Consider the following 17,917-nt stretch of genomic DNA (forward strand, 5'->3'; position numbering starts at 1 on the left):
AGGGAAGCGGCATGCACCTGCCTTAACCTGTAGTCATGGCAGCATCCTGGTCGCTCTCGGGCGCACTCAAATCTATGTTCGCGCGCGACACGATCGACGCTGATACGTGGAACGATCTCGAAGACGCGATGATCTCGGCCGACTTCGGCCCCGACATCACCGAGTCGGTCATCGATGAGTTGCGAGCAAGCGTGGCGAAGTTCCGCACCGACGACCCCGCAGACTTGAAGCGGATGCTGCGCGAAACTCTCGAGGAGCGTCTCGCTCGTCTCGACCCGACCCTCACTCTCAGCGCCCGCCCTGCGGTCGTACTGGTTGTGGGCGTCAATGGCGTCGGAAAGACCACCACGATCGGCAAGTTCACGAAGTTCCTCGTCGGCCACGGCCGCTCGGTGGTCGTGGGTGCAGCAGACACGTTCCGCGCCGCTGCCGTTGAGCAGCTGGCGACGTGGGCCGAGCGCGGGGGAGCATCGATTGTGCGCCCGCAGCAGCAGGGCCAGGATCCGGCATCCGTTGCTTTCCAAACCGTGGAGCGCGCTCAACGCGACGGCATCGACATCGCCATCATCGACACCGCTGGTCGTTTGCAGACCAAGAGCGGTCTCATGGATGAGCTCGGCAAGATTCGTCGCGTCGTCGAGAAGCAGACGGAGATCGCCGAGGTGTTGCTCGTGCTCGACGCGACGACAGGCCAGAACGGTGTGGCTCAGGCTGAAGCGTTCATTCAGCACGCGGGAGTGACCGGATTGGTCATCACGAAGCTCGATGGTTCAGCGAAGGGCGGTTTCGTCCTCGCCGTTCAGGAGCGCACAGGCATCCCGATCAAACTCGTTGGGCAGGGTGAGGGCATTAACGATCTCACCGGTTTCACCCCGCACGTCTACGTGCAGGGTCTCATCGGCTAGTTCGGGGCAAATGCCCGCTGGCTAGTTGCCGACTGCTTTGTGCGCGGCAGACAGCTCGAGGTAGTGCGCGGCATTCTCGCGAACGCCAGCCTTCTCTTCGTCGCTGAGTTCGCGGCGAACCTTAGCGGGCACTCCGGCCACGAGCGATCCGGGCGGGATGATGGTGCCTTCGAGAACGACGGCGCCCGCCGCCACGAGCGAGCCGGTTCCGATAACGGCACCGTTGAGCACGGTGGCGCTCATGCCGATGAGGCAGTCGTCTTCGACGGTGCAGCCGTGCAGCACAGCGCCGTGGCCCACGCTCACGCCGGATCCGACGGAGGTGGGGATGCCCTCGTCGCAGTGCACCGTGACGTTGTCTTGCAGGTTCGAGCCTTCGCCGATCGTGATGGAGTCGGTGTCGCCGCGCAGCACGGCGCCGTAGAAGATGCTCGCGCGCTCAGCGAGCGTGACCTGCCCGATAAGGGTGGCGTTGGGTGCGACGAAAGCGCTGTCGGCAACCTGGGGTGTGTGTCCGGCGAGAGTCACGATAAGAGCAGTCATGTCTCTAAGCTAGCGCGAAGCGCGAGGCGATCTCGGTCAGCACGCTTTCTTTGCCGGCGTAGATGCCGTCGGCGCGGGGCCAGTGCCCGATCACGTCGGTGAAGCCGAGGGCGTCGGCGCGACCGACGGCGTCTTCCCACGTGTCGACGCTTTCGAGGCTGAATTGGGGTGCGCCATCCAGATTGAGGTAGCGATCGAGGCTCGCGGATGCTCGGCCGGCCTTCTCGAGCGCGTCATCCATGCGCGCGGCGGTGTCGGCGACAATCTGCCACCACTCGTCGAGGGTGTCGGCGGTGCGGCCGAGAGTGAGCCAGCCATCGGCCAGTTCGGCGGTCAAGCGCAGGCCGCGGGGGCCTTCGGCGGCGACCACGAAGGGCATGCGTGGTCGTTGGGCAGGCGCCCCGACCATCCGAGCGTTGACGGCAGTAAACCAGTCGCCGCTGAAGCTGATGCCGCCGCTGCCGGGGTCTTCGAAGCGCAGTAGCTCGTCGAGTCCGCGCACAAACTCGTCGAAACGGGCATGACGTTGGCGCGGAGTGAGCTCATCTTGGCCGAGCACCGTCGCGTCGAAACCTGTGCCGCCCGAGCCGACGCCGAGCAGAAAGCGGCCAGCGCTCACATCGTCGAGGGTCGCGAGTTCTTTGGCAAAGGGAACCGGATGCCGGTAGTTGGGCGAGGCGACAAAAGTGCCAAGCCCGATGCGGCTCGTCACGCTCGCGGCTGCCGTGAGCGTGGGAATGGTGGCGTACCACTGCTCATCGGCGAGAGATCGCCACGACAGGTGGTCGTAAATCCACGCGTGATCGAAGCCCATTTCTTCGGCCTGAATCCAGCGATGTTGGGCTTCAGCCCACGGCTGTTGGGGCAGTATGACGATTCCGTGTCTCACGTTCTCACCCTACTCCGAGCCTCTGTCGGCGTTGTGGAGTCGCAGCACAGCAAAAGACACCTTAAACTGGTGGCATCATGGCCACTTTTGGAAATCTCACCGACCGCCTCGCGGATACCTTCAAGAACCTGCGCGGCAAGGGCAAGCTCAGCGAAGCGGATGTCGATGGCACCGTTCGCGAGATTCGCCGCGCCCTGCTCGAAGCTGACGTTGCGCTCGAGGTTGTTAAGCAGTTCACGGGTCGCGTTCGCGAACGTGCTCTCGGCCACGAAGTTTCTGCTGCGCTGAACCCCGCGCAGCAGGTGGTGCAGATCGTCAACGACGAGCTCGTCACGATTCTCGGTGGCGAAGCCCGCCGCATCCAGTTCGCTAAGAACCCGCCGACCGTCATCATGCTCGCGGGCCTGCAGGGTGCCGGTAAGACGACGCTCGCCGGAAAGCTCTCCAAGTGGCTTGCGGCTGACGGCCACACGCCGCTGCTGGTCGCTGCCGACCTTCAGCGCCCCAACGCCGTCACGCAGCTGCAGGTAGTTGCTGAGCAGGCGGGCGTAGCCGTCTTCGCGCCTGAGCCGGGTAACGGCAAGGGTGACCCGGTCAAGGTTTCGAAGCAGGCCATGAAGTTTGCCAAAGACAAGCAGCACGATGTCGTGATCATTGACACCGCTGGTCGTTTGGGTGTGGATGCCGAGCTGATGAAGCAAGCCGCCAACATTCGCAAGGCTGTTGACCCTGACGAAGTACTTTTCGTTATTGACGCGATGATCGGTCAAGACGCCGTCACCACTGCTCGCGCCTTCCAAGAGGGCGTTGACTTCACGGGTGTCGTGCTGTCGAAGCTTGATGGTGATGCTCGCGGTGGTGCAGCGCTGTCCGTTGCCTCCATCACCGGGCGCCCGATCATGTTCGCCTCGACGGGTGAAGGTCTTGACGACTTCGAGCCGTTCCACCCCGACCGCATGGCGAGCCGCATCCTCGACCTGGGTGACATCCTCACCCTCATCGAGACGGCGCAGAAAACGTTTGACGAAGAAGAGTCGCGCAAGGTCGCCGAGAAGTTCGCGACTGACACCTTCACGCTTGATGACTTTCTGCAGCAGATGCAGCAGCTCAAGAACATGGGCTCGATCAAGGGCATGCTCGGCATGCTTCCCGGCGCCAAGGGTATGCGCGAGCAGCTCGACAACTTCGATGAGTCGGAAATCACGCGCACCGAGGCCATCATCCAGTCGATGACCAAGCAAGAGCGCACCACCCCGAAGCTCCTCAACGGCTCTCGTCGCGTGCGTATTGCGCGCGGTTCGGGAACGACCGTTACCGAGGTGAACGCTCTCGTCAATCGCTTCGAGCAGGCGGCCAAGATGATGAAGACCGTTGCGAAGGGTGGCGTGCCGCAGATTCCGGGCATGGGCCCGATCCCCGGTGGCCACGGTGGTAAGTCGTCGAAGAAGAACCAGAAGAAGAAGGGCTCGAAGTCGGGTAACCCCGCCAAGCGCGCAGCGGAAGATGCTGCTCGCGCTCAGGGCGCGGTCGCCCCCTCGGCTCCCTCCGGCTCAGGCTTCGGTCTCGGCGGCGCCAAGGCTCCTGCAGGAGGTCCGTCGCCGGAAGAACTCGAGAGCCTGCAGAAGTTCCTCGGCCGCTAATACGCACGAGAGCGTGTGCACGTTTGTGCTACCCGCGGAGCACGTGGATTTGCTCTTCGTTGTGTCGCTCGCTCGGGATACTGTGGAGCTATGACACAGAGCCGTCCCGTTCGTATTGCCGTTCAACTTCAACCCCAGCACGCCGAATACTCGGTCATTCGTGACCGCGTAAAAGAGCTTGAACAGCTCGGAGTTGACGTTCTCTTCAACTGGGATCACTTCTTCCCGCTTTATGGCGAACCAGACGGCCTCCACTTTGAAGCGTGGACCGAGCTCGCATCGTGGGCTGAGATGACGAGCCGGGTCGAGTTCGGCACGCTCGTGAACTGCAACAGCTACCGCAACCCCGACCTGCAGGCCGATATGGCTCGTACGCTTGACCACATCAGCGGCGGCCGCTTCATCTTCGGCACGGGCTCGGGCTGGTTCGAGCGCGACTACCAGGAGTACGGCTACGAGTTCGGCACTGCCGGTTCGCGGTTGGATGCTCTCGCTGAAGCCTTGCCGCGCATCGAGTCGCGCTGGGGCAAATTGAACCCGGCGCCGACGCGCAAGATCCCCGTGCTCATCGGTGGTGGGGGAGAGAAGAAGACTCTCAAGCTCGTAGCCAAGCACGCCGACATCTGGCACAGCTTCGCAACTGGTGACGAGCTCGTTCACAAGCTGAGCGTTCTCGCCGGCCACTGCGAGACCGTCGGCCGCGATATCAACGAAATTGAAATCTCGAACGAGCTGCGCGACAAGAGCGTTGAAGACGCCGACAGCATGCGCGAGCAGGGCATCACGCTCTTCACGTTGGGCATTACTGGCCCCGAGTACGACCTCACGGCGGCCAAGCAGTGGCTCGCGTGGCGTGACTCTCAGAACGGTTAACGGCACCTCTTTGGGGCTTTATTGGCGATCGGTTCCCGAAGCGCGCAAAACTCTGGCAGAATAGGCGGTTGAGTCCTCCGTAGCCCGACCCTCTAATCAGGCCCGGATGGAATCCACTAGAGCTTTTCTGCCGAGTGTGCCCCCACGCTCACGGCTAGCGGTTCGCCACCAATAAACATTTAAATCAGGAGAATTGTGGCTGTAAAGATTCGTTTGAAGCGCATGGGCAAGATCCGTGCACCGTTCTACCGCATCGTCGTTGCCGACTCGCGCAAGAAGCGCGATGGTCGTGTCATCGAAGAAATCGGAAAGTACCACCCCACCGAGGAGCCCTCGTTCATCGAGGTCGAGTCCGAGCGTGCGCAGTACTGGTTGAGCGTTGGCGCCCAGCCCAGCCCGCAGGTTGAGGCTATCCTCAAGCTGACCGGCGACTGGGGCAAGTTCAAGGGTGACAAGAACGCTGTCAGCACCGTCAAGGTCAAGGAAGCTAAGGCTGAGTTCCAGGCTGACGAGAAGAAGAAGCCTGTTCTCAAGCCCAAGACTGAAAAGGCTGAGCCTAAGGCTGAAGAGGCACCTGCTGCAGAGGCTCCCGTCGCTGACGAGGCTCCCGCTGAAGCTCCTGCCGCTGACGCAGACAAGGCTTAGCAATTGCTCGCTCCCGCTTTAGAACATCTCGTCAAGGGAATCGTTGACCACCCCGACGAGGTCCAAGTCGTTGCGAAAAACACGCAGCGCGGTGACCTCCTCGAGGTTCGCGTGCACCCAGAGGATCTCGGCCGTGTCATCGGTCGCTCTGGTCGCACCGCGAAAGCTCTGCGCACGCTGATCACGGCTCTGGCCGATGGTCGCAAGGTGCGTGTCGACGTTGTCGACACTGACTTCTAGCCAGTGAGCGAAACAAAGATTCCCCGCGAAGGTCGCACACAGTTGCGAGTGGGGCGCTTGACGAAAGCTCACGGGCTTAAGGGAGCGATCAAAGTTGAGATGTACACGGATGCCCCGGAACGTCGTTTCGTTCCGGGCGCCGTGTTTTCTCTCCAAGTGCCCACGAGTTCTCCGTGGCACGGAAAGACACTAGAGCTCGTAGAGCTCAAGTGGTTCAACGCACAGCCGGTCGCGTTCTTCAAGGGCGTTCCTGACCGCAGTGCTGCAGAAAAGCTTGTAAAAGCTATTCTCTGGATCGATCACGATCCCAACGAGGCGCCAGAAGAGGATGCGTGGTTCAACCACCAGCTCATCGGCCTCAAGGTCATCCGTGACGGCAAACAGGTCGGTACTCTCGCGCAGGTTGATCATTTCCCCGCGCAAGATCTGCTGACTGTGACGACGGATAACGGCGATGTGCTGGTTCCGTTTGTGAAATCGATCGTGGCGAGCGTCGACATCGAAGCGGGCGAGATGGTTGTTACGCCTCCGCCAGGACTCTTCGAAGAGATCGCTGACGAGGCTGCGGCTGCTGAAGCAGATGTTGCTGAGGCAGGCGTCACTGAGACAGAAGCCACTCAGACAGACGCCACTCAGACAGACGCCACTGAGACGGCTGCCGACGACGCAGGCAACTCCACCGAATCCGACTAACAGTAAGGGTCGACGAGTGCGCATCGACATTCTGACGATCTTCCCGGATTTCTTCGGGGTGCTAGACATTTCTCTGCTTGGTAAAGCGCGCGAGCGCGGAATCATCGAGTTGGGCGTGCACGATCTGCGTGACTACACGCATGATCGTCACCGCACTGTCGACGACACTCCCTACGGTGGTGGCGCTGGAATGGTCATGCGCCCCGAGCCGTGGGGTGAAGCGCTGGATGCCACGCTCACGCCCGAAACGGTAGTCATCGTTCCGAGCCCTGCCGGTGTTCCTTTCACGCAGGCAGCAGCCCGCGAGTTGGCCCAAGAGAAGCATCTCGTCTTCACGTGCGGCCGCTACGAGGGCATCGACCAGCGCGTTATCGACTACGCCGCGGATACGGTTCGTGTTCGCGAGATCAGCTTGGGCGATTATGTGCTCAACGGTGGCGAAGTCGCCACGATGGCCATGATCGAAGCGATTGGCCGTCTGGTGCCGGGCGTGGTGGGAAACCCCGAAAGCCTCACCGAGGAAAGCCACGAGAACGGCCTGCTTGAGTACCCCAGCTACACGAAACCGTCGACGTGGCGTGAACGCTCCGTGCCGCCGGTGCTGCTGAGCGGAAACCACAAGGCGATCGCCGATTGGCGTTACGAGCAGCAGCTCGAACGCACGCGTCGAGTGCGCCCCGATCTTCTGCCTGACGGCGAGTAGTACAACTCTCACCGCATTTCGGCCCGTGTGAAAACATGGACGCATGACTTTCCGATCGACCCACAGTTCTTTCTTCGCCGCGATTGCCGCCATTGCCCTGCTGGCCGGATGCACCGCGACGGCGACCGAGAAAGTCGACTCGTCGGCTGGCTCTGCGACGCCAGGGCCCGCATCCACCTCGAGTACTGAAGGCGGGGCGGGGGAGTCGAGCGATTCAACCCTCACGACGCGGCGGATGACCGTTGACGACGTCACCTTCGCGGATCTCGCTGCGCACCCGCTGCCGAGCGGTTACACGCAGTCTGCGGTGTCGGTGGACGCCTGGCCCGCGGTCGAGGTGCTGGTGGATGCCGACGACGACGAGGTGGTGCAGGCGCGCGGCGACCTCGCGGCGACTCTTGGCGGTGCCGACATGGTCATCACGACCGAGGTGCAGTCGTGCGAACTCATTGCCGTCTGGGTGCTTCCACAACCCGACAGTGTTCGTGTGGGTCACGAAACCCACCCCGATTCGGCGGGTTGCACCGACACCACCACGTACGACGTGCTGTTCGCGATCCCGCAGGCGGGTACCAACAGCGAGGGCGCTTGGGATTACACGACGACGGTGCCGCCGATTCAGCTTGAGGTTCGCGCCGGCGCTCAGAACTAGCGTGGGCGGCGCACGTCCGTTGCCGCTCGGTGGCTAGTCGCGTGCCGGTTCGCGCAGTTCGCTGACTTGCGGGCGCTTACTTGCGCGCAGTGAGAACGAGCGGGCCATCGGGGGTAACCGCAACCGTGTGCTCGAAGTGGGCGGCGCGAGAGCCGTCGATGCTCCGCAGTGTCCAGCCGTCGTCATCCGTGTAGATGTCGTCGGTGCCGATCATGAGCCATGGCTCGATCGCAAATACGAGGCCGGGCTTCAGCGGCATGCCGCGGCGTGCCTTGCCGTCGTTGGGGATGTGCGGGTCGCCGTGCATTTCGCGGCCAACGCCGTGACCACCGAAGTCGAGGTTCACTTCGTAGCCTGCGCCGTAGGCGACGTCTCCGATGGCGGCCGAGATGGCGCCGATGCGGTTGCCAACGATGGCGGCGGCGATGCCGGCGTCCAGGGCGCGCGAGGTGGCATCCATCAGCTTGAGGTCTTCGTCGCGGGGAGTGCCCACGGCGAAGGTGATCGCAGAGTCGGCAACCCAGCCATCGACCGCAACAGCGAAGTCGAGGCTCAAGAGGTCGCCATCTTTTAGCGTGTAGTCGTGGGGGAGTCCGTGCAGGGCGGCGTCGTTGACAGACGTGCAAATAACCTTGCCGAAGGGCGAAGCGCCGAACGAGGGGTGGTAGTCGATGTAGCAACTCTCGGCACCACGTTCGCGGATCATGCTGTGCGCGAGGGCATCAATCTCGAGCAGGTTGGTGCCCACCTTGGAGGCCGCTTCCGTTGCGGTCAGAACGCTGGCCACAAACTCGCCGGCTGCCTTCATCTCATTGATTTCGGCGGGGGTTCTCAACTCGATCATGCGGTAGCTGCCTCTTTCGTGTGCGGTGCCAAGAGTTGCGCAATGAACTCTCGGAGCTTGTCGATAAACGGTTCTTCACCGCGCGGGTCATACAAGAATGCACGCTCGAGGAGTGAATCGGCGATTTCTACCGTCACTTCGATATCGAAAGCGAGGGCATCCGAGGCCGGAACTTCGTAGGTGGTTACCAGAAGGTCGGTCAAAATCTCGGCCAGCGCCGTGTTGTTGCTCTTGCGATCGACGTTGAAACGGCGGTCGATGATGTTGCCGAACGACAGCACTCGAAAACCCGGCTCGGTGCGGCAGAGTTCAATGTAAACGTCGATCGCAACGTTGAGGGCGTCAAGAGCGTTGGTTGCGCGTTTATTGAGAGTTGCCGAGAGCCCGGCGCGGTACTTGTCGAAGTTGCGCGACGCCAAACCCCGAAGCAGCGACTGGATGTTGGGGAAGTAGCGGTAGATAACGCCAACAGAGGACTGCGCTCGCTTCGATACATCGCTCGTGGTGAGCGCGTCGATTCCGACTTCATCGAGCAGTACCGCGGCCGCATCGAGGAGCACGTTGATTCGTTCTGCACTCCGCTGCTGCACTGGTTCGGTGCGAACGTTCGCGGGGTTGGGCACGGGGGATACCTGGTCTTTCGGTCTGATGCTTCTCAGCATTCCTGATCACAACGAAGATACCCTGAGAACCATGATGATTAGGCGCGCGTTCTACTACTGGCAGTTCATCGCTGTAATCGTGTTGCCGCTGTGGGTATTGATCGCCCGCGGCATCTACGGTTCGAGCGTGGGCTGGGATTTCGTACTGTTCCTTATCCTGTGCCCGATTCTGGCTTTTGCCCTGCTGGCCATCGCGGGGCTCACGGTCGCCCGTAAGAGTGTGCGCGATTCGAAGCAGGTGTCGTGGATTGATGCCGGGGTTCTTGCCGCCTGGCACGCGGCGATCATCATCTATGGCTTTGTGGATGCTCCGTTCCCGGCCGCGCTCATCGTGATTGTTGCCATCGCGGCGTTCTGGATCGCGCTCTGGCAGCTCGTCACCGAGACCCGCAATCGCTTTACGAGCCTCGTCGAGGGCTTCGAGCGCGACGCGCAAAGGCCCTCACGGCCGGGGGAGAACCTCGACAACGGTCGCGTCATCATCCTCGAAGCCGAAGAGAATCGCACTTTCGACTGAATGTGTGGCAGAATTATCGATTGTGCTCGCGCACGACTCTGCCATGAGGGCGTCGTAACCGCTTGAAGCACAAATTTTCTTATCTAACTAAGTGCGTTCGACTCATGGCGGGCGCAGAGAGCGATTACTAATGCATATCCTCGATGGCGTCGACAAGGCGTCTCTCAAAGACAACATTCCTGACTTCCGTGCCGGCGATAACGTCAAGGTTCACGTAAACATCATCGAAGGTACGCGCTCGCGTATTCAGGTGTTCCAGGGCGTTGTAATCGGTCGTTCAGGCCACGGCGTTCGCGAGACCTTCACTGTTCGTAAGATCAGCTTCCAGGTCGGCGTAGAGCGTACCTTCCCGGTTCACTCGCCCGTAATCGACCACATTGAGGTCGTTTCGCGTGGACTCGTTCGCCGCGCCAAGCTGTACTACCTGCGCGACCTGCGCGGTAAGAAGGCGAAGATCAAAGAGAAGCGCGACAACTAACACTCGCGTAATTCACAAACCAATGGCTCCCAGCGGCATATGCTTGCTGGGAGCTTTGGGGTTTAATGACAAACAATACTGTTGACGACGCGCTGCCCAGCAGCAACAGCGAGCGCCACCGTGCCGCCAAGAAGACGGGCGGCTGGAAGCTGTTTCTTCGTGATCTTCTGATCATCTTCGTGGCCGCGATCGTGATTTCTTTCTTGATCAAGACGTACCTCGTGCGGTCGTTCTACATTCCGTCGTCGTCGATGGAAAACACGCTGCAAATTGACGACCGCATTCTGGTCAACCAGCTTGAGCCCGCTCTCTTCCCGGTCGAGCATGGCGACGTCGTTGTCTTCACCGATCCGGGTGGTTGGCTTCCCGCAGTTTCGAGTGAGCCTGAGAACTGGTTCGTCGGCGCTGTCGACGGTGTTCTCGCGTTCGTGGGTCTCAGCGCCCCTGACAGCAGCAATCACCTCATCAAGCGAGTCATCGGGCTGCCCGGCGACACCGTGGAATGCTGCAACGAATTCGGCCAGATAATCGTCAACGGCATCCCGCTTGAGGAGCCCTACATTCTGCTGCCGGATGCTGTTACCAAAGCGACTCAAGTAGACTTCTCGGTCACGGTGCCCGACGACTCCATCTGGGTCATGGGTGACAACCGCTACAACTCTGCTGACTCCGCGTTTCATAAAGATGACCCCACGGGCGGTTTTGTGAAGATTGACTCTGTCGTGGGGCGTGCCTTCTTGATCAGCTGGCCCACCGAGCGGTGGACCATGCTCGACAACTACTCCACGACGTTCCAGCGGGTCACGCAGAACGCCGAGTAGATTGTGGCAGTGTCAGACCCGCACAGCGAGGTCGAGAGTGAACTCTTTAATGCAGGTGCGCGAGCGGTAATCGGTTGCGACGAGGTCGGTCGTGGCGCGATCGCCGGCCCTGTTGGCGTTGGCATGACGGCGATGACCCCTGCCCATGGCGTCTGGCCGGTGGGACTGCGTGACTCCAAGATGCTCAGCCAGAAACGGCGCGAACTTCTTGAGCCGCTCACGCTCGAGTGGGCACCACTTTCTGCCGTTGGCTACGCGGATGCCACAGAGATCGATGCGATCGGCATCACGGCCGCTTTGGGGCTGGCCGGCAAGCGCGCGCTCATCCAATTGCATGAAGCAGGCCTCGACGTCATGTCGAGCGTGGTGCTGCTGGACGGCAGCACCGACTGGCTCAGTGGCGCCCTGACCGTTGCGCCGCGAGTGCAGACCAGGGTGAAGGCCGACCGTGACTGTGTCTCGGTTGCTGCGGCATCCGTGGTGGCCAAGGTGCACCGGGATCGCCTCATGATTGAGGCCGACGGGGAGTACCCCGGCTATGGCTGGCCGAGCAACAAAGGCTACGGTTCGGCAGCGCATTTCGAGGCCGTGCGCAGTCTTGGTGCCACCGAACTTCATCGGCACACATGGTTGCGCTAGCGCGGCCTACAATAAGGGCAGCATGGATGAAGACGAGTTTGAAGACTACGACCGCGAGGTCGAGCTTGCGCTGTACCGCGAATACCGCGATGTAGTGAGCCAGTTCCGTTTTGTGATTGAGACGGAACGGCGGTTTTACCTGGCCAACGAGGTCGATTTGGTGCGCCGCGATACCGAGCACGACTTCTACTTTGAGCTCTCGATGACCGACGTGTGGGTATGGGATGTTTACCGTTCCGACCGCTTCGTGAAGAGCGTTCGCGTGCTCACGTTCAAGGACGTCAACATCGAAGAGCTCAGTGCCAAGGACCTCGAACTGCCGAAGGAACTCGCGCTCGACGAATAGCGCGTGTCGCTGGTTGGCGTACTGACACGTTGCGCGAGTGGCTGGCGTTCGCTGAGCCTTTAGCGCTCGGGAAGCGCAGCGGCGAGAACTTCCGCGAGGTGCTTGCCCTCGGCGTTCGCGAGTTGTGATGCTTGCGTGCGGCACGAGAAGCCGTCGGCCACCAGCGTGCTGTCGGATGCCGCAGCGCGCAGAGCAGGCAGGATGCCGTTCTCGGCGACCGCGACCGACACGTCGTAGTGCCCTTTCTCCATGCCGAAGTTTCCGGCGAGCCCGCAGCATCCGCTGATCTCGGTGACGGTTGCTCCCGTGGCGGCGAGCAGCGCGCGATCGGCGTCGAAGCCCATGACCGCGTGCTGGTGGCAGTGCGGTTGAACGACAAAGGTCTGATCGCTGAGGCCGGGCGGTTGCCAGTTGGCTGGCCCCAGTGGTACCGGCGCGGTGAGCAGCTCGGAGAGTGTGAAGGTGGAGCGCGCGACTGCTGCCGCCGCGGGGCTGTCGGGCAGAACCTCGGTCAGGTCGGAGCGGAGCACCGCCGTGCACGAGGGCTCCATGCCGACGATCGGGATGCCGCGGTCGGTGTAACGAGAGAACTCGCCCACCAGGTCGGTGAGTTTCTGGCGCGCGCCCGCCAACTGCCCGGTGGTGATCCAGGTGAGGCCGCAACACACATCGCGTTCCGGAAGCAGGATCTCATAGCCGGCCGCATCCAGCACGCGGATCGTGGCGCGGGCGATCTCCGGCGAGAAGTTGTCGGTGAAGGAGTCGGCCCAGAGGAGGACTTGGGGGCGTGGGGTTGCGGATGAGTTGCTGACGGTGGTCGCGGCGGTCGCAGTGGAGTCGGCGAGAGCGGAGTCGGCGAGAGCGGGGGCGGCGAGAGTGGGGGCGGCGGTTGCGGTGGCGGGGGTTGCCCGTCCTGCGGTGGCTGTCTCGGTCGGTGGCGCAGCGCGCAGGGCGCGAGCCTCGGAGCTCGAGCGGAAGGGGTGACGGGCGAAGGCGGGGAAGGTGCGCCGAGCATCCATTCCACCGGCCCAGAGGGCGATGCTTCGCACGAGTGGCACGCGCAGTAGGGCATTCGCGAGCGGGGCGATCGGCGAGATTAGGCGTGCCCAGCGCGGCAGCTGGCCGAGGAGGTAGTGGCTGCGGGGGCGCAGTTTTCCCTCGTAGCGGCGGTGCAACACTTCGGCTTTGAGGGTGGCCATGTCGACGCCAGCGGGGCAGTCGCTTGCGCAGGCTTTGCAGGAGAGGCAGAGGTCGAGGGCGTCGTGCACTTCGGGCGAGTTCACTCCGCCCGTCACGAGAGTGCCGTTGGCCATTTCTTGCAGCACGCGGGCGCGGCCGCGAGTGGAATCCTTCTCGTCGCCGGTCGCTAAGAACGAGGGGCACATGACGCCGTGGCTGGCCGAGTTGTCGGCGCGACACTTGCCAACTCCGACGCAGCGGTGGCTCGCGATGGTGAGATCGCCATCGTCGTCGCTAAACGCGAAACCATTGATCTTGATGAGCGGCAGCGCTGCCGGGCGACGCAGAGCGGCATCGACCGGAGCCGGGTCGACAACAATGCCCGGGTTCATCAGATTGTTCGGATCGAAGAGTCGCTTGAACTGCCCGAACAGGTCGATTGCGGCCGGCGAATACATGCGCGGCAGCAGTTCGCTGCGTGCGCGACCGTCGCCGTGTTCGCCCGACAACGAGCCGCCATGGGACGCGACAAGGGTGGCGGCGTCATCCACGAAGGCGCGCAAGACTGCGCCATCGGTCGCGAGAGGAATATCGAGTCGCACATGAACGCAACCATCACCGAAATGGCCGTACGGCATCCCCTCGATGTTGTAGTCGGCCAGCAGGGCGTCGAATTCACGCAAGTAGGCGCCGAGGCGTTCCGGAGGTACGGCGGCGTCTTCGAAGCCGGGCCACGCTTGCGTTCCGGAGGCCGTGCGCCCGGCGAGTCCGGCCCCATCTTCGCGGATGCGCCACAGTTGCTTCGCAGCTGCCGCATCGGTGATGACGCGGGCTTCGATCGCCGCAGCATCGGCGGCGAGGAGGTTCGCGCGCTGGAGGGTCTCCGCGGGGTCGTCTCCCGTGACCTCGACGAGCAACCAGCCGGCGCCAGCGGGCAGGGCGGCGACGGCGCGGGCTCCGCGGGCGCGGCTCACGGCATCCACGATTCGGGCATCGAGGCCCTCGATGGCGCTCGGGTGGTGGGCGAGCAAGGCGGGCACTGCGTCGGCGGCGGTCGCCATGTCGGGGTAGCCGAGGGCGACGAGCAGCGGATGCTGGGGCTGAGCCACCAGATCAACGGTCGCCTCGAGAAGCGTCACGAGGCTGCCCTCGGTGCCGACGAGACTGCGCGCGAGATTATTGCCGTGCTCGGGCAGGAGGTGTTCGAGGCTGTAGCCCGACACTTGGCGGCCGAAGCGGCCGAGCTCGGTGCGGATGATCGCGAGGTTACTGCTGACAAGGTCAGGGAGACCATCAACGATGGTCGGGTCATTAGCCGCGGTGAAGCGTCGCCCGAGGCCATCGATCACGTCAAGGCTCTTCACGTTGTCGGCCGTTTTGCCGAACTGCAGAGAATGAGCGCCGCAGGCGTTGTTGCCGATCATGCCTCCGACGGTGCAGCGCGACCACGTCGAGGGGTGAGGGCCGAAGCGCAGACCATGAGGCTGCGCGGCGGATTGGAGAGTGGCCAACACGGTGCCCGGCTGCACGCGGGCGGTGCGGGCATCCGCATCGATCTCAAGAATCTGGTTGAGGTGGCGAGAAAAGTCGACCACGATGCCGGTTCCGATGGCATTGCCGGCGACTGACGTTCCAGCGCCGCGCGAGGTAAGGGGAGTGCCACTGTCGCGAGAAACCGAGAGCGCTGCGAGCACGTCGTCGGTGTCACGCGGAAACACAACGACTTGCGGCACAACCCGGTAGTTCGAGGCATCGCTCGAGTATTCGGCGCGGCGGCGCGTAGAGTCATCGACCTCGCCGCGCACCGCAGAACTCAGCGCGTGAACGAGGTCACGGTGCTCCGGCGATGGCGTGGTCGGCATGCACCCATTCTGCCCCTAGAGTCATCTCATGCTTCCGATCTTTGCCGTCGTCGTCGCCGGGCTCGGCTTTGGGCTCTCGCTGATTATTGCGATCGGCGCCCAAAACGCGTTCGTGCTGCGGCAAGGGCTGCGGCGGGAACACGTCACCGCAGTGGTGCTCGTGTGCATGCTCTCCGACATTGTGTTGATCACCGCCGGTGTCGCAGGCCTCGGAGCGCTCATCGAGCAAGCGACGTGGCTGCTCGTGATCGCCCGCGTCGGTGGAGCGATCTTCCTCCTCGTGTATGCGTTCCTGTCGCTTCGCCGGGCGGCCCGACCGCAAGCCCTCACCGCAACAGCATCCGGAACCGGGATGACGCTCGCCGCCGCCCTCTCGACAGCGCTCGCGCTCACCTGGCTCAACCCGCACGTGTACATCGACACCGTGCTGTTGCTCGGCTCCATCGGCGGAACCTACGGCGACAACCGCTGGTGGTTCGCGCTCGGGGCCTGCCTCGGCAGCGTGATCTGGTTCACAGCGATTGGTTATGGCAGTCGCTATCTGCGACCACTGTTCGCCAAGCCGATGGCGTGGCGGGTGCTCGACATCCTGATCGCGGTAGTCATGGTCGTGCTGGCGGGTAGCTTGATTGCCGGGTTGTTCGCGTAGTCAGTTTTCGCTATTTGAACGCTCTTTCCTGACAATTTTAGATTCTCTAGACGGATGTCGAAAGGAGTGCTAAAAATCAACCTTGCGTAGTGCTGGAGTCGCTCTTGTTGGCGTTGCAATCGTTCTCGGGCTCACCGGCTGTATGACGACTTCGCCACAGGCATCCGAAGGGTCGGCGCCTCTTCATGGAGTACTTCAAGCCGGAGGAAGTGCTGCGAACAAGTTGAGCGCTCAGGCGGTTGCCGAGCGCGAGTGGCTTTAGCGGAATCTGAATCTGCACGATCGGGATTCGCTCGCTGATCAGCCCCGTTTTGACCAGGCTGGCGGCTAGAATGGGAGCACCCAACTGAGGTGTTCGTTCCAGTTCTCGCTTAGGCACGCACGATCACTATTGCACCTGGTAGTTGCAACCCTTGCTGGCTCGCACTGAAGATTTCTTGGCGGCACCCATCTACGAAGTTGCCTGTTCTAGGGCAGCGCGGAGGTTGTCATCATCATTCGGCGATGTCCAGACAGATGCTGTGATCGAGCCCTCAGATTGACTGACTGGGTCTAGCTGAAGCTCGATTGGTGCGATAACGATCGCCGCTTCCGCGCCCGAAGTTTCTACAAGCGAACGAATCTGTGCTGTCGCGCTCGGGCTCAACCGTTGCTGTCTCCTGTAGGACTTCACTTCCACAATGATTCGTTTTCCCTTATGGATCACAACAGCATCTGGGCGAATAAGCCGGGCACCCGACGCGCCCCTAAACGTTTCGGTGCTAACGCTGTGGGGAGGTAAAACCCTTTTCAAAGCTTGGATAACGAGAAGCTCATATAGCTGTCCCTCGATGGCAGTTGAACGGGCAGGTGTATCGCCAGCGACGTCTGCATACTTTTGAAGAAGACTTATCCTTGACTCTTCCATTGCACGGCTCGGGTCTGCGGGCAAGTCATCAGCCCCGTGTGTGTCATCTTGTTGTGCTGCCGCAACTTGGCTGATCGCGCCAACTGCTCCTCGTTGAACATCATCGGTAGCGGACTCGGTAAGACCCGTGAGTGTACTGAGAACGGCGTTATATGGCAAAGGTGTTTCATCTTTTGAAACGGGTACAGCACGTGTAGCGGCCCATTCGAAACGTGCCCACCATGCATGGCTATCGTTAGCCTCACGTTGATGTTCCAAATTTCGTTTTGCGACTGTGACTTGATTAAGAATGCCCCACAACGCCAGGCTTGCGGCGATCAAGGCACAAATTCCCGCAAAACCCGGACTTTTGATAAATTCCGACGCCCATGCGCCAATCGGTGCACGCAGGGGACGATCAATTGCTGCAACAATCATCCCGGTCATGACTGCGGATCCGAGGCCGGCGAGAACGCAGGCCCAGATGGCTACCGAGCGACGGATCTTCGGCGGCAGTCCACTTCCATTTGCATTTTGTTTCTCACTCACGTGAAGTATTCTCGCAGATCTCTTAGGTCATGCCTCCCGTTCTCGGGGGCATTGGTGATCACACATGTCGACGCGTATAAAGATGATCCGACTAAACCAGATACGCAATTGGGCACTACGGAGATCCAACGCGGCAAATGGTTCGCAGGAGACTTGAGTGAAAGTAGTCCACTACGGTGTGCTTTCCAATGGATGCTGAAGCGCCGAGTTCGCGTCGGCAGCACTGGACGCACTTCGGCAACCTCTCGAGTCAAGGATCATCAGCATCCATAGCGCCAACGCGATTGCTCACTTCCCCGGCCGGTTTCAGCTCGTGATGGCGGCGAACCCCTGCCCCTGCGGTCAGTGGGGTGCGCGCGACAGCGAATGCACGTGCCCGCCGAACAACCATCGACATCACCTCGCACGTTCGTCGGGGCCACTGCTCGACCGCATCGACATCCGGTTTCGGGTCGAGCGCATCACGAGCGCGCAATTGCGCTTAGCGGGGGAGCGACCACTGTGCGAGCGAGCGCGGGACTGCGGCAATGACGAGTATTACGGAGCCGTTCGACGCTGACCCGTCCACCTTGAAGCTCAGGGTTACCGTCGACGACGGTGTGTGGTTCAGCGTCTCGGTGTTTGAAGCGGGCAGCGCGGCCGAGTAGCCCACTAGTCCTCCCCATCGGGGCGCGTGGGTGAGTCTTCTCCCACATTGTGCCC

20 protein-coding genes and 1 pseudogene are annotated in these 17,917 nt (G+C 61.8%); 15 read left to right on the plus strand and 6 right to left on the minus strand.

Annotated elements, in window-relative coordinates:
• The first annotated feature begins 35 nt into the window (after positions 1 to 35).
• A complete protein-coding gene (gene ftsY / locus CLV85_RS05605) occupies positions 36 to 905 on the plus strand; it encodes a signal recognition particle-docking protein FtsY (protein WP_100388585.1) in 870 nt (289 codons plus the stop codon).
• 21 nt (positions 906 to 926) lie between these two features.
• On the opposite strand, the gene CLV85_RS05610 is transcribed toward ftsY, so the two are convergent.
• Both CLV85_RS05610 and CLV85_RS05615 read right to left on the minus strand, forming a co-directional pair.
• Positions 927 to 1,448, minus strand: coding sequence for a gamma carbonic anhydrase family protein (locus CLV85_RS05610; protein ID WP_100388586.1), 522 nt, complete (start codon positions 1,446 to 1,448; stop codon positions 927 to 929).
• A 4-nt stretch (positions 1,449 to 1,452) separates the two neighbouring features.
• The gene (locus tag CLV85_RS05615; protein WP_100388587.1) at positions 1,453 to 2,337 is read right to left on the minus strand and encodes an LLM class flavin-dependent oxidoreductase; all 885 of its coding nucleotides are present in this window, start codon (positions 2,335 to 2,337) and stop codon (positions 1,453 to 1,455) included.
• Positions 2,338 to 2,414: 77 nt separating this feature from the next.
• Between CLV85_RS05615 and ffh the strand changes: the two genes are divergently transcribed.
• The 7 genes from ffh (at position 2,415) to CLV85_RS05650 (ending at position 7,783) form a co-directional block, all read left to right on the plus strand.
• A complete protein-coding gene (ffh, locus tag CLV85_RS05620; RefSeq protein ID WP_100388588.1) occupies positions 2,415 to 3,977 on the plus strand; it encodes a signal recognition particle protein in 1,563 nt (520 codons plus the stop codon).
• A gap of 90 nt (positions 3,978 to 4,067) precedes the next feature.
• Positions 4,068 to 4,850 (plus strand): LLM class F420-dependent oxidoreductase, encoded by a 783-nt coding sequence (locus CLV85_RS05625; protein WP_100388589.1) that lies wholly within the window; start codon positions 4,068 to 4,070, stop codon positions 4,848 to 4,850.
• Positions 4,851 to 5,045: 195 nt separating this feature from the next.
• On the plus strand, positions 5,046 to 5,495 hold the full coding sequence (gene rpsP, locus CLV85_RS05630) for a 30S ribosomal protein S16 (protein WP_100388590.1): 450 nt from the start codon (positions 5,046 to 5,048) through the stop codon (positions 5,493 to 5,495).
• A gap of 3 nt (positions 5,496 to 5,498) precedes the next feature.
• The gene (locus CLV85_RS05635) at positions 5,499 to 5,735 is read left to right on the plus strand and encodes an RNA-binding protein (protein WP_100388591.1); all 237 of its coding nucleotides are present in this window, start codon (positions 5,499 to 5,501) and stop codon (positions 5,733 to 5,735) included.
• 99 nt (positions 5,736 to 5,834) lie between these two features.
• The gene (gene rimM / locus CLV85_RS05640; protein ID WP_373296758.1) at positions 5,835 to 6,428 is read left to right on the plus strand and encodes a ribosome maturation factor RimM; all 594 of its coding nucleotides are present in this window, start codon (positions 5,835 to 5,837) and stop codon (positions 6,426 to 6,428) included.
• 16 nt (positions 6,429 to 6,444) lie between these two features.
• Positions 6,445 to 7,131 (plus strand): tRNA (guanosine(37)-N1)-methyltransferase TrmD, encoded by a 687-nt coding sequence (trmD, locus tag CLV85_RS05645; RefSeq protein ID WP_100388592.1) that lies wholly within the window; start codon positions 6,445 to 6,447, stop codon positions 7,129 to 7,131.
• Positions 7,132 to 7,174: 43 nt separating this feature from the next.
• Positions 7,175 to 7,783 carry a hypothetical protein gene (locus CLV85_RS05650; RefSeq protein WP_100388593.1) on the plus strand — a complete coding sequence of 203 codons (609 nt, stop codon included), beginning with the start codon at positions 7,175 to 7,177 and terminating at the stop codon, positions 7,781 to 7,783.
• A gap of 76 nt (positions 7,784 to 7,859) precedes the next feature.
• On the opposite strand, the gene map is transcribed toward CLV85_RS05650, so the two are convergent.
• Both map and CLV85_RS05660 read right to left on the minus strand, forming a co-directional pair.
• Entirely contained in the window at positions 7,860 to 8,627 is a 768-nt protein-coding gene (map, locus tag CLV85_RS05655; protein WP_100388594.1) for a type I methionyl aminopeptidase, read from the minus strand.
• Complete coding sequence (locus tag CLV85_RS05660; protein WP_100388595.1) at positions 8,624 to 9,250, minus strand: TetR/AcrR family transcriptional regulator; 627 nt, start codon at positions 9,248 to 9,250, stop codon at positions 8,624 to 8,626. Before CLV85_RS05660 ends, map begins: the two co-directional genes overlap by 4 nt.
• Positions 9,251 to 9,320: 70 nt before the next feature.
• On the opposite strand from CLV85_RS05660, the gene CLV85_RS05665 reads away from it, so the two are divergent.
• From CLV85_RS05665 to CLV85_RS05685, 5 genes are all read left to right on the plus strand, one after another.
• A complete protein-coding gene (locus CLV85_RS05665; protein ID WP_205030336.1) occupies positions 9,321 to 9,806 on the plus strand; it encodes an MFS transporter in 486 nt (161 codons plus the stop codon).
• 130 nt (positions 9,807 to 9,936) lie between these two features.
• Positions 9,937 to 10,284 (plus strand): 50S ribosomal protein L19, encoded by a 348-nt coding sequence (rplS, locus tag CLV85_RS05670; RefSeq protein WP_100388596.1) that lies wholly within the window; start codon positions 9,937 to 9,939, stop codon positions 10,282 to 10,284.
• A 65-nt stretch (positions 10,285 to 10,349) separates the two neighbouring features.
• Entirely contained in the window at positions 10,350 to 11,105 is a 756-nt protein-coding gene (lepB, locus tag CLV85_RS05675) for a signal peptidase I (RefSeq protein WP_100388597.1), read from the plus strand.
• A gap of 3 nt (positions 11,106 to 11,108) precedes the next feature.
• Positions 11,109 to 11,744: a ribonuclease HII gene (locus CLV85_RS05680; protein ID WP_100388598.1), complete on the plus strand. Its 636-nt coding sequence runs from the start codon at positions 11,109 to 11,111 to the stop codon at positions 11,742 to 11,744.
• A 22-nt stretch (positions 11,745 to 11,766) separates the two neighbouring features.
• On the plus strand, positions 11,767 to 12,090 hold the full coding sequence (locus CLV85_RS05685; RefSeq protein WP_009772690.1) for a DUF2469 domain-containing protein: 324 nt from the start codon (positions 11,767 to 11,769) through the stop codon (positions 12,088 to 12,090).
• A gap of 59 nt (positions 12,091 to 12,149) precedes the next feature.
• On the opposite strand, the gene CLV85_RS05690 is transcribed toward CLV85_RS05685, so the two are convergent.
• A complete protein-coding gene (locus CLV85_RS05690; protein WP_100388599.1) occupies positions 12,150 to 15,131 on the minus strand; it encodes an FAD-binding and (Fe-S)-binding domain-containing protein in 2,982 nt (993 codons plus the stop codon).
• 28 nt (positions 15,132 to 15,159) lie between these two features.
• Between CLV85_RS05690 and CLV85_RS05695 the strand changes: the two genes are divergently transcribed.
• Positions 15,160 to 15,780: a LysE/ArgO family amino acid transporter gene (locus tag CLV85_RS05695; RefSeq protein ID WP_100388600.1), complete on the plus strand. Its 621-nt coding sequence runs from the start codon at positions 15,160 to 15,162 to the stop codon at positions 15,778 to 15,780.
• Between the two features lie 451 nt (positions 15,781 to 16,231).
• Here CLV85_RS05695 and CLV85_RS13330 read toward each other — a convergent pair whose 3' ends face one another.
• Positions 16,232 to 17,215, minus strand: a complete 984-nt coding sequence (locus CLV85_RS13330; protein ID WP_147433350.1) for a hypothetical protein — start codon at positions 17,213 to 17,215, stop codon at positions 16,232 to 16,234.
• A gap of 214 nt (positions 17,216 to 17,429) precedes the next feature.
• On the opposite strand from CLV85_RS13330, the pseudogene CLV85_RS05710 reads away from it, so the two are divergent.
• A pseudogene (locus tag CLV85_RS05710) lies at positions 17,430 to 17,774 on the plus strand (ATP-binding protein); the annotation flags it as partial.
• Positions 17,775 to 17,917: the final 143 nt, after the last annotated feature.

Source organism: Salinibacterium amurskyense, from assembly GCF_002797685.1.
Classification (GTDB): Bacteria; Actinomycetota; Actinomycetes; order Actinomycetales; family Microbacteriaceae; genus Rhodoglobus; species Rhodoglobus amurskyensis.